Source organism: Endozoicomonas sp. 8E, assembly GCF_032883915.1.
In the GTDB taxonomy this organism is placed as follows: Bacteria; Pseudomonadota; Gammaproteobacteria; order Pseudomonadales; family Endozoicomonadaceae; genus Endozoicomonas_A.
Genome location: NZ_CP120717.1, coordinates 2,244,783 through 2,255,624 on the forward strand (window position 1 = coordinate 2,244,783; position 10,842 = coordinate 2,255,624).

Here is a 10,842-nt window from a genome sequence, read left to right on the forward strand (position 1 = left end):
ATCTGGTTCACAGTGGCAAAGTCGGTAAGTTGTTGAGTGAATTCAGTTTACAGAGGCAAGAGCGAGGGTGTCGCAAAACTCTCTCTTCATTCTCGTCATTCCCGCGAAGGCGGGAATCCACACTGACTCACCACCAGAACCCTACTGCCCGGTGCCCCCCTGGCCTTGTCATCCCCGAGAAGGCAGAGATCCACCGTTGGCCCTGGATTCCCGCCTTCGCGGGAATGACGACCTCAGAGCATGGGAACGAGTTGTTGGAGTTTTGCGACAGCCTCTGACAGGGTTTAATCAATAGTTTGATGAGAGAGAAACCAGTATCTATAGCTTTGTACCGGTTTCTTTTGTATGGCCATTAAGGGATTATCCACTGGTTTCTGTTATCAAAGTTCGTCGCGGGTATTTTTATCTTTATCAAACTCGTGATCAGCCAGTGCTGCTTTCTTAGCTGTGGGAGGGGACTCAGGCGCTGCAGCCCCTGACTCAAAGTAGGCACCCAGAGTGTAGGAGTAAGGAATACTTTCTGCGTGGGAGAAGGACCATTTAGGCACATTTTCCCTGAAGTATTTCTCCCAGCCATTCTCAAACAGTTTCATGGTGCGATCTCGGCGTTCACGGAACTGCAGATAATTTTCGTGCCGGGTCCAACCATACATCCTGTTGTTTGCTTTAACACGGCTTGCATATTCTTCATCGGTCTCACTGAAGCGTTGAGGTGATGCAATAGCGGTACGTTGCAAATACTCATCCTCCGTTTCACCCAGGTCCCGCCAGCGATTAATTTTGTCAAGACTACGTCCAAGAGGTCCACCCAACCATTGAGTGAGCATCTTGTTGTCGTTCATAAAAAAGTCGAAAGTGAGACTCGATGCCAGAGCGAATCCCAAGGTTTGGGCGAAGGTAAATCCGGATATAAGACCATGAGCGTATGCTCCGACAGTGGCTACCGGACCCAGCACCAGACCGGCTGTGGCAGAGGCCAGGGCTTTCACTTTTTGTGGTGTCACCCTGTTCAGTAGTGGCACCTGAACCCCTTGTCTAGAACCCATGGATTTCACAATTTGGGGGACCAGACGGGAAATGCTGCGATACATCCGGGGGTTGGCGTTGTGCTGTCTGGCAAACAACATGGAGCCGGTTCTCAGCAGAATGACTGAGGAAGCGGCCTTGCCCAATGGCATTGCCAGCCCAACGACTTCTGAGACTTGTTCAATTTCATTGTGTTCGGAATATTGGAGGGCTCGATCAAGATCAATACCGTAGTGTTCCAACCAGTGCTGGAAAGGTGTCAGCATCCTGTGCAGGTAATCCCCCCTGTTGGTCAGATCCAGAAGATAGAGGAACGACATGTTTGAGAGGGCGAGCAGTTTAGCCTGCCAGGCGTTATGGGCCACCAGTAGCGGTCTGTAGCTGGAGAAGTACCAAGTGACAGCCTGTACCAGAGAGGCTGAAGGTTTGACCCAGTAATCATTGACTTGCTGCTCAACCGCTACGGCATGAGCCTGCATTAAGGTGCCACGAATAGCCCGGATCAGTTCTGATTCAGATAGTCCGGCAGCATTGGCGTAAGGTGTCAGGGTATCCTGAACATTGGTCAGGAAAGCTGCCGTCCTGCGGCCATTGTCAAAAGCAATATCGTCAAGAACATAGTTGGCGATGACTGCAGCAGCGTACTCTGTCATGTCGGCAACCGACGCTTTCATAGCCGCCGGGCCAGTCGCAGTCACAGTAGTAAAGGCACTCTGCATGAATTCCCTGGCTGCCGAGTCGGACAGCATCTGGACGGCATCTTTGAAGTGAGGCACATTAACGCCGTGCTTGTAGCCAAGGAAGTGCTCAAATTCATCCACTGTCTGATAACCATCGGCACCACTTATGGCCTTCATGTAGTTCTCAAGTTCAACCTGGCTGATCAGGCCTTCACGCAACAGAGCCATGATCTTGTTACCGCTGGCAGACTGGGCAGCGAAGTATTCCGAGAAGCTTTTCAGGTCCTCTGGTCCATGCTCGCCATAGTGAATGCCTGCCAAGCCAATGCGGTAAATTTCGTTATCGTATTCTGGTACTCCTGTTTCTATCTCATGCCTGGCTCTGTGCACCAGATGCTGGACTGCTTCCAGAATATTCACAGGCTGATCTTCTGCAGACTCGGAAGGGGAGGGCGGGAAATACCTTTTCAGGGCCTTGAAGACTTCCACAATCCGACTGGCCTGTTTAAACGTCAGTATGTCTCCGACCACTGTCTGCAAGTGAATGGACGCCAATTCATCGTCAAAATTGAAAATCGGAAGATAGGGTATTGTCTTACCGCTTATCACTGCAAATTCTGCCAGACCCATCGCGGCTTGCAGAGCTTGTTGTTTGAGAGGGTGTTGCCGTGTGAATGTGTGGATAGCGTCCAGAACTTTTGCCTGCTTCGGCGTATACTGGAAGGGACCGCCATCATTTTCCACGGCTTTCCCGGCAGCCTCCAGGACAGCCATCATTCTCACAATGTCTGCTCTCCTGGTTTTAATTTCATCATCCAGGGAGACCTTTTTCTGAATCAGTTGCCGGACCTTGCCGCTGATAACGTTTTCACTGCCCAGTTGTAACTGTCTGTTTCTCAGGGCATCTATCCGTTGTTCCAGGGGACAAGTAGCGTCTGGTTTAAGACCCACGTTTTCTTCGACGGCTTCAAGAGCTGCTTTATGATAATTCGTCAGAGCGACTTCTGCTTTTGATACAGCTTCACTTTTCTGCTTCAGGGCTGAATCTGGATCCGTGTCTCCAGAATGGATAATCTCATGTTTTTTAGCAACCAGACCCTCCTGCGCATTCCTCTCTTCAAGCCGGGCATTGGTCAATTCCATACTTTTCCTGTCGTGCTCATTCAGGAATACTGTGACATCAGCGTATTTTTTCCTGATTAAAGTCTGTTCATCCAATGCCTCATCGATTTCATCGATTGCTTTCCGAATAATCCTGCCTGAATTGCCATCAGTATCCATAAAGGAGTAAGCTTGTTTCAGCGAAATGACGTCATCTGTTGTCTGAGTGTCATCTATTCTGGCTCTCATCTTCTGAGCGATTTCATCTCGACTTCCTGTGAAACTTCGCAGGGTCTGTTCCATGGTTTTTGTTCGCTCTAACAGGAAATCCTTGAAGTCCTCTGCTCGCTCTTGAAGGGTTTGCTCATCACTTGCAGTCTGACCATACTCGACCTGAAGTTGTTTTATTGCCTGATCGAGAGCTTCTTTGCCTTCATCCGAGATTTCCTGGCGGACAGCAGGGTTCAAGCCAAGAAAAAAATATGTGACACGAATAGTAATCAGTTTTTGATAAGCAGACCTCAGCTCACTTTTAGCTTTTTCTACTGCTTGCCTGGCTCTGATTACCTCACGATCAAGAACGTATCGGGGTTTTGGTCCCAGTCGGGCGATTTGCCTGTCAAGCTCATTCTCAATGGCGGTGATATGCTCATTAACGTCAGCAAAACCTGCCTGGTATATTTTTTGATCCAGCTGTTGCAGTTTTTTACTAATTAGAATGTTTTGGTCTTCTATGGTGGCGTCATCTTTATAGTCGTCAATGTTGAGTTGATGAGCAATTTCATTGTTTCTGTCTCTTCTGACATCCCCATGGACATAGGCTTCGTCAACTTCGTCCATTAATGCCATAATTTTTTCGCTAATTTGATACTTGTTGTAAGTCATGTGAGCATCGTTTTCATATTTCACCCCCAGATCATTGGCCAGCCTGGCAAGGAAGGCTTTACCCTTTTCTATAGCCTCATTTTTTACAACGGAGTCGACCTGCAGTTTATCTTCTATTGCTATAAGCAGCTGTTTCTGTTGTCTTCTGGCTCGCCTGTCCGGCTCTTTGACGTGAAAAGTAAGACGCCGAAGAAGCTTCTCGCGTTGCATATCCCTTTGGCCGACAGGTGTGATGTCTTCTTTGCAGAAGGTTTGTTCTATTGTATTCAGCGTGGCTTCTGAGACATCATTGCTGTCAAGTTTTGTACAAATCCGGTCAAGTCGGGCTGCTTTGTCATCAGCTTCATTGACATGAATCTTGAGTATTTCTTCTGTGGTTTTCAGTACAACCAGCGCTTGTTGCTCTGCCCTCTGGCTGGTTTCTGCAATGTATGTCCGAATTTCCTCAGAAACGGCATCACGACGGAGGTACTCACCATCGTTTTCATCAACGTCATTCATCTTAAGGAGATTTTCCACGGATTTCAGTGTCTCAAGTACTTCATGCCTGGCTCTGGGGTGGCCCGGGGTTCTGACGTCTTTCAGTTCTTCTTCCAGCGCTGCAAGCCGGTAGAGCTGGAAATTTACCGTTGATTCCAGCGTCTTGCGGGCTTCTGGTGTGCTGTCTTCACTCAGCTCAATACCAGAAACGGCTGCCAGAGCAGCTTTTCTGGCCTTGGTGTAAGAATTCTCTATATTCTTTTGATCATTCAATATCTCAACTGTTTGCAGCAGGATTTTTTGTTGCGCAGCCATTGTCTCGATTTTTTCAATCAGGCGTTCTTGCTGAACGTCAATATCTGCACTGCTATCAAAATCCTGAATGTTTAAATGTCCGGCAATGGTTGCAAAGCGAGCTTTGCTTGCTGCTATTTTTTCAGCTTCTGTTCTGATGCCCGGTTGCCGAAAATATTCCTGCTCGACCTCAGCTGCTTGCTGCTTCAGGTGCTGCGGAAGGGATTGAGAGCGGGCGTCTGGATTGTTTTCATTGTCTGGAATAATACCGGGTTGACGTTCAATAGTGGCCAGATTGGTTCTTACAGTTTCTTGCTGACGCGGTTCTGTTGCGATAATTGCTGTGAAGATTTCACTGATTCTTTCTATGATGCGTCCGGCTTGTTCTTCTTGTGGCAGGGTATCATCCCAGTCAACTATGCCAAGCCTTGCTGCTCTTTCAGAATTGTAAACATTTCTGGCATTATGAAATTGTTGTTCCAGGGCCGGGAGTCGTTTACTTTCCTGTCGAAGTCTCTTTTCCTGGTTTTCCAGAGATTCCAGTTTGTCACGGAGCTTTGCAAGCTCACCATTGATTCGTTGCCTGATTTCCAGTGCTTCGAATGATTCCTTTACCCCAGTAACTTTCGTATCCACTACGTTCTGCAGCTCATTGTTGATCTCCAGGATTTTGGCTTCTTTTATATGTAGCTCCTCCATTCTGTTGTACATTTCAGGCAGCTGTCTGGCTATGTCGCTAATGATTTTGGTAGCAAAGGGTTCGTCGTCCCCACAAGCATTGAGCTGCTCTTTGTTGATCACGTCGACAACAGGTATTAACGCCCAAAAAAAGCGATGATTAGTCAGAAGATTTCTAAGTACGGGCTTGAAGCCGAAGTGTTTTTTGAGTTGAAAATGTAACCAGGATGGCGTGATGAGAGACGAAGCTGCTGTGATGTGTCCTAATGCGAATTCAAATTGAGAGGCATCATCGGGAGTAGCACTGGTCAATGCCTGCTGGAGATATTCATAGTATGCAAGTGTCGCCATTGGATGGCTGCTAAATTCACCATCGTGATGTTCGTGTTTTGCAGCGATCTCTTCCAGCAGTGCCATCTGCCTGCTCCGAATGATGTACTGGTAGAATCTGGTTTCATAGCTTTTAACCTGTGTTTTTACTGCATCAGGTAGGTTTTTACCATCAGCTTCTCGCCAGAATTTAAGGAGGATTTCTATAAAAGCGACATTGGTCGGATACTGTACCTGACTCTTGAACACAATAACCTCCCCCGGTGCTTCTGTTACTTCCAGCTTTGGATAGTCCGCAGGCACAGGGTAAGCCCGTGTGTCATCTTCGACGTGCACAACATATCCGACCGGTTTGCTGTGTGCTAACAGTTCATTAAGAGCCTGCTGTTGTAAATCCCGTTCCAGGACATGAACCTGAAAATAGGCAGAGGTGGCTGCTGCCAGGAGAACATCATCATTGATAAAGACTGACTGACCCAGACGCTGCAGGTCAGGGGGGGGGTCGCCTGCAGCGACAAGACGCATGAAGGTACGCCCATTCACTGCAACCTTGTCCACTTCAATGGTGGCAAGGGCAACATAGTGATCACTTGTGCCGAGTTTTCCTGCTCTGTTTCCGGCAGCTTCGAGCACTTCGTCCAGTATGTAGGGTGTGGCAGTTTTTGTTAAGGGTTCCAGTGATTCGAAGCCTTCCATTTGCTCAAGCACAGCGGCAACTGAATCCCGATCGGTCATTCCGGCCCTGACTTCAATGACCAGTTCTTCTTCTTCAAGGTTATGGATGAACCTGAAGACGCCCTCATCACCCACCTTCAGGGTTCTGGTGTATTTCTGAGCAACGCTATTCTCATCTGTTTCAAACAGATCAACAATGGAAACGCCCTTGTTGATGCCAGGAAGAACGCCTATAAAAGTAGGAAAGATATCGTCGTCACTGAAATGAGACCGATCAGGGTAAGTGGTGGTAAAGGATTTAGGTATTGGCTGCTGGTCATTATCTAAAGTTGGTTTAACTGTGGCCTCACCCCAGGAAAGCACCACTTGTCCATCGTCCTGAACACCGACAAATTTTGTCTGAAGCCTGCGTGTCGCCAGTGCCTGTGTTGCCATGATGGAAGAGCTGATGGCAATGGCCACTGCAAGGGTTAACGCACGGGGGCGGGCATTTGTCATCCTGATACCTCAGAGCTGTGTAGAAAGCTTGATTGAGGGGGCGTTTCTTTTATCGTGGCCGTGAACTTTTTTATCATCACCCTGTCGCCATTTGTAGAAAACTCCAAGAGTGTAGAAGTAAGGAATACTTTCTGCATGGGTGAACGACCATTTAGGCACATTTTCCCTGAAGTATTTCTCCCAGCCATTCTCAAACAGTTTCATAGTGCGAACACGACGTTCACGGAACTGCAGATAATTTTCGTGTCGGGTCCAGCCATACATCCTGTTGTTTGCTTTAACACGGCTTGCATATTCTTCATCGGTTTCACTGAAGCGTTGAGGTGATGCAATAGCGGTTCGTTGCAAATACTCATTGTTCGTTTCACCCAGGCCCCGCCAGCGATTAATTTTGTCAAGACTACGTCCAAGAGGTCCACCCAGCCATTGAGTGAGCATCTTGTTGTCGTTCATAAAAAAGTCGAAAGTGAGACTCGACGTCAGGGCGAATCCGAAGGTTTGAGCATAGGTGAATCCGGATATAAGACCGTGGGCGTATGCTCCGACAGTGGCTATCGGACCCAGTATCAGGCCGACGGTGGCCGAGGCCAGAGTTTTCACTTTTTGTGGTGTCACTCTGTGCAGCAGCGGTACCTGAACCCCTTGTCCGGAACCCATGGATTTCACTATTTCGGGCACCAGACGGGAAATACTGCGATACCTGTGGGGGTTGGCGTTGTACTGTCTGGCAAACAGCATGGAGCCGGTTCTCAGCAGAATGACCGAGGATGCGGCTTTACCCGGTGGCATGGCCAGCCCGCCCACTTCAGAGACTTGTTCAATTCCATTGTGATAGGCATATTGGCCTGTTCGGTCAAGATCAACACTGCAACCTTCCAACCAGTGCTGGAAAGGTGTCAGCATCCGGTGTAAGTAATCACCCCTGTTGGTCAGGTCCAGAAGATAGAGGAGCGACATGTTTGAGAGGGACAGCGTGTTAGCCTGCGAGGCGGTATGGGTCACCAGTAGCGGTTTGTAGCTGGAGTAGTACCAGGTGACAGCCTGTACCAGGAAGGCTGAGGGTTTGACCCAGTAATCCATTAGCTGCCGCTCAACCGCGGCGGCATGAGTCTGCATCCATGTACCATGAGCCACCTTGATCAGGCCTGATTCAGACAGGCCGGCAATGTTGGCATAAGGTGTCAGGGTATCCTGAACATTGCTCAGGAAAACTGCCGTCCTGCGGCTGTTTTCAAAGGCAGTATCGTCAAGCAGGTAGTTGGCAATGACTGCCGCTGCGTACTCTTTCATGCTTGCAACCGATTCTTCCATACCCACCGGGCTTGTTACAGTGACGGTCACTGGCGTAAAGGCACTCTGCATGAATGCCTCAGTACCCTCATCGGACAGCATCTGGACCACCTTCCTGAACTCAGGCACCCTGACGCCGTGTTTATAACCAAGGAAGTGCTCAAATTCAGCCACTGTCTGATAACCATCGACACCTCTGACAGCTTTCATGTAATGCTCAAGTTCAATCTTGCTGACCAGACCTTCACGGAGCAAAGTGATGATCTTGTTAGCACTGGCAGAATGGGTAGTGAAGTATTCCGGGAAGTCTTTCAGATTCTTTGGATCATGCTCGACGTAATGAATGGCTGTGTCCCCCATGCCATTAATGACGTTGTCGAATGGTTGAGCCCCTTTTCCTATCTCATTTCTGGCACTTTGCACCAGAGCCTGGATTTCTTCCAGAATGTTCAGAGGCCGATCTTCTTCAGTCTCGAAAGAGGGAGTCGGGTAGTTCACCTTCAGGCTTTTGAAGACTTCTACAATCCGGCTGGCCTGATTAAACGTCAGATCTTTTCCGACCATTGCCCGCAAGCGAATGGGAGCAAATTCATCGTCAAAATCAAAAGTCGTTAGCGATGGTATTGCCTTACCGCTTTCTATTGCTGCTTCTGTCAGGCCAATGGCGGCTTCCAGAGCTTGTTTTTTGAGGGGGGCCTGCTGTGTGAATGTGTGGATAGTGTCCAGAACTTGTGCCTGCTGTTGTGTGATATCCTCTGACCACTCTAAAGCTTCTTCTCTGTGCTGTTTCGGAATCAGACCGGGCTGTTCTTCAATGCTAAGCAGTCGGAGCTCCTCATTGATTGGCTCTACCCCTTGTAGCAGACCTTGTTGAATGAACTGAAAGAAGGCTCTGTGATTGTGTTTATTGTCCGGGGTAATGGCAAACTGACCTTTAATGATTGCCAATAATTCTTGTTCAGCGTCTGCATAAGACAGTTCTGGTGTAGCAATTTTTGCGACCAACCAGTTCGTTAGATGGATGTGCTCTTCGATGCGTCTGGCTTGCTCTGCGAGTGGCTGAGTGTCATCCCAGTCAACAATACCATGGTCTGCTGCCCGTTGGATGTAGTAAGCTTTTCTGGCCTCTTCTCTGGCATCACGAAGTGGTTGTTTCAGGTCTGGAATTCGTTTGACTTTCTGCTGAAACTTCCTTAGTTGGTTTTGCAGTCCTTCCATCACTTTGGGAATCTTTGCCAGCTCATTCTCAATTTCTTTGTTGAGCACAAGTGTTAAGGGATTTTTCTGTTCACTGGAACTGGCTTTCTCCATTATGAGTTTTAACTGATTTCTAAGATGGATGTATTCTCTTTCTTTTACCTGCTGCGCTAACAGTTGGATTTCTATCTCAATTAATTGTCTGGAAATGTCTCTCATGACTTTGGAAGCAAACGTTTCCCCGACCTCGGAAACATGGGCCTGAGCCAGATTGATATCACTGTAATCCGGTATCACAGTCTGAATATCCCGAATAAAGTACCGGTTAGTCAGAAGATTTCTAAATGCAGGTTTGAAGCTGAAGTGTTTTTCGAGTTGATAATGCATCAAGGTTGGCGTGACGAACCATGAAGCGACTTCTATCTGTCCTACCGTAAGGTCAAATTCATCCACTTCATCTGAAGTAGCACTGGACAATGCATGCTGAAGGTATTCGTAGTATGACAGCGTCCTCAGTTCATCTTCGTATGCAAGCGTCGTTTGTTCATCTTCGTTAAGTTCAGCATTGTACTCTGCAGCAAAACCCTCCAGCAGCGTCATTTGCCTGCTTCGAATGGTGTATTGGTAGCTTTTGACCTTGTCTTTTTTAACCAGTGTTTTTGCTTCAGAGGGTGGATCGAAGGCAAACTCTTGTGACCACATATCATAGAGACCTTCCACGAAAGCGACATCGGCAGGATTTTGTTTCTGACCCCGGAAAACAATAATCTCGCCTGGCGGCTCAGCCACTTCCAGTTTGGGATAACCAGGAGGCACCGGGTAAGCTTGTGTGTCATGCTCAACGTGCATAACATAGCCGACAGGTTGATGGTATGACAAAAGATTATTCAGGGCTTCCTGTTGTAAATCTTCCCCCAGAACATGAACCTGGGTATAAGCAGATGTGGCTGCAGCGTAAAGCACCTCATCATTGACAAAGAGCGATTGACCCAGACGCTTCAGCCCGGGAGGCTGAGCGCCCGCAGCGATAAGACGCATGAAAGTGCGCCCGTTCACTTCTACGTCATCCACTTCAATAGTGGCAAGGGCAACATAGTGATCAACCTGGCCAAGGTTTCCTGCTCTTTTGTGTGCACCTTTCAGCACTCTGGCCAGTTGTTCGGGGCTGGCAATTTTCGTTGATGGTTCTAATGGCTGGAGGTCGCCTGACTGATTTCGGACAGCTTCAATTGAATTCTGATTGGTCATTTCGTTTCTGACTTCAATGACCAGTGCCTTTTCTGCGAGGTTATGGATGAACCTGAAGATCCCCTCATTACCTACCTTGAGGACTTTTGTGTATTTCTGAGCAACGCCCTTCTCGTCTGTTTCAAACAGATCAACACTGGAAACGCCACCGTCGATGCCAGAAAGAATGTCCGTGAAGCCTTCAGAAGGGACGTCGTAGCCCGCTCTGACTTCTGTCTGATCAGGGTAGGTGGTTGTAAAGGATTTAGGTATGGGTTGCTGGTCATCATCTAAAGTTGGCTGAACCATGACCTCACTCTGGATAAACTCCACGTGCCCACTGCCGGAAATATCGACAGATTTTGTCTGCAGCCTCCGATCGGCCAGCGCCTGTGTATCAATGAGAGAAGAGCTGATTGCAATGGTTATTGCAAGGCTTAATGCATTAGGGCGAGTATTTGTCATTTTACTACCTTAGTGC

At 48.1% G+C, this 10,842-nt stretch carries 3 protein-coding genes; 1 reads left to right on the top strand and 2 read right to left on the bottom strand.

What is annotated here, in order from left to right; genetic code table 11:
* Positions 1-67 precede the first annotated feature (67 nt).
* Positions 68-295 carry a hypothetical protein gene (locus tag P6910_RS08005; RefSeq protein WP_317145744.1) on the top strand — a complete coding sequence of 76 codons (228 nt, stop codon included), beginning with the start codon at positions 68-70 and terminating at the stop codon, positions 293-295.
* A gap of 85 nt (positions 296-380) precedes the next feature.
* Here the strand turns inward: P6910_RS08005 and P6910_RS08010 are convergent, their stop codons facing one another.
* Both P6910_RS08010 and P6910_RS08015 read right to left on the bottom strand, forming a co-directional pair.
* Entirely contained in the window at positions 381-6,647 is a 6,267-nt protein-coding gene (locus tag P6910_RS08010) for a hypothetical protein (protein WP_317145745.1), read from the bottom strand.
* Between the two features lie 9 nt (positions 6,648-6,656).
* Positions 6,657-10,826, bottom strand: a complete 4,170-nt coding sequence (locus P6910_RS08015; RefSeq protein ID WP_317145746.1) for a hypothetical protein — start codon at positions 10,824-10,826, stop codon at positions 6,657-6,659.
* Positions 10,827-10,842 lie beyond the last annotated feature (16 nt).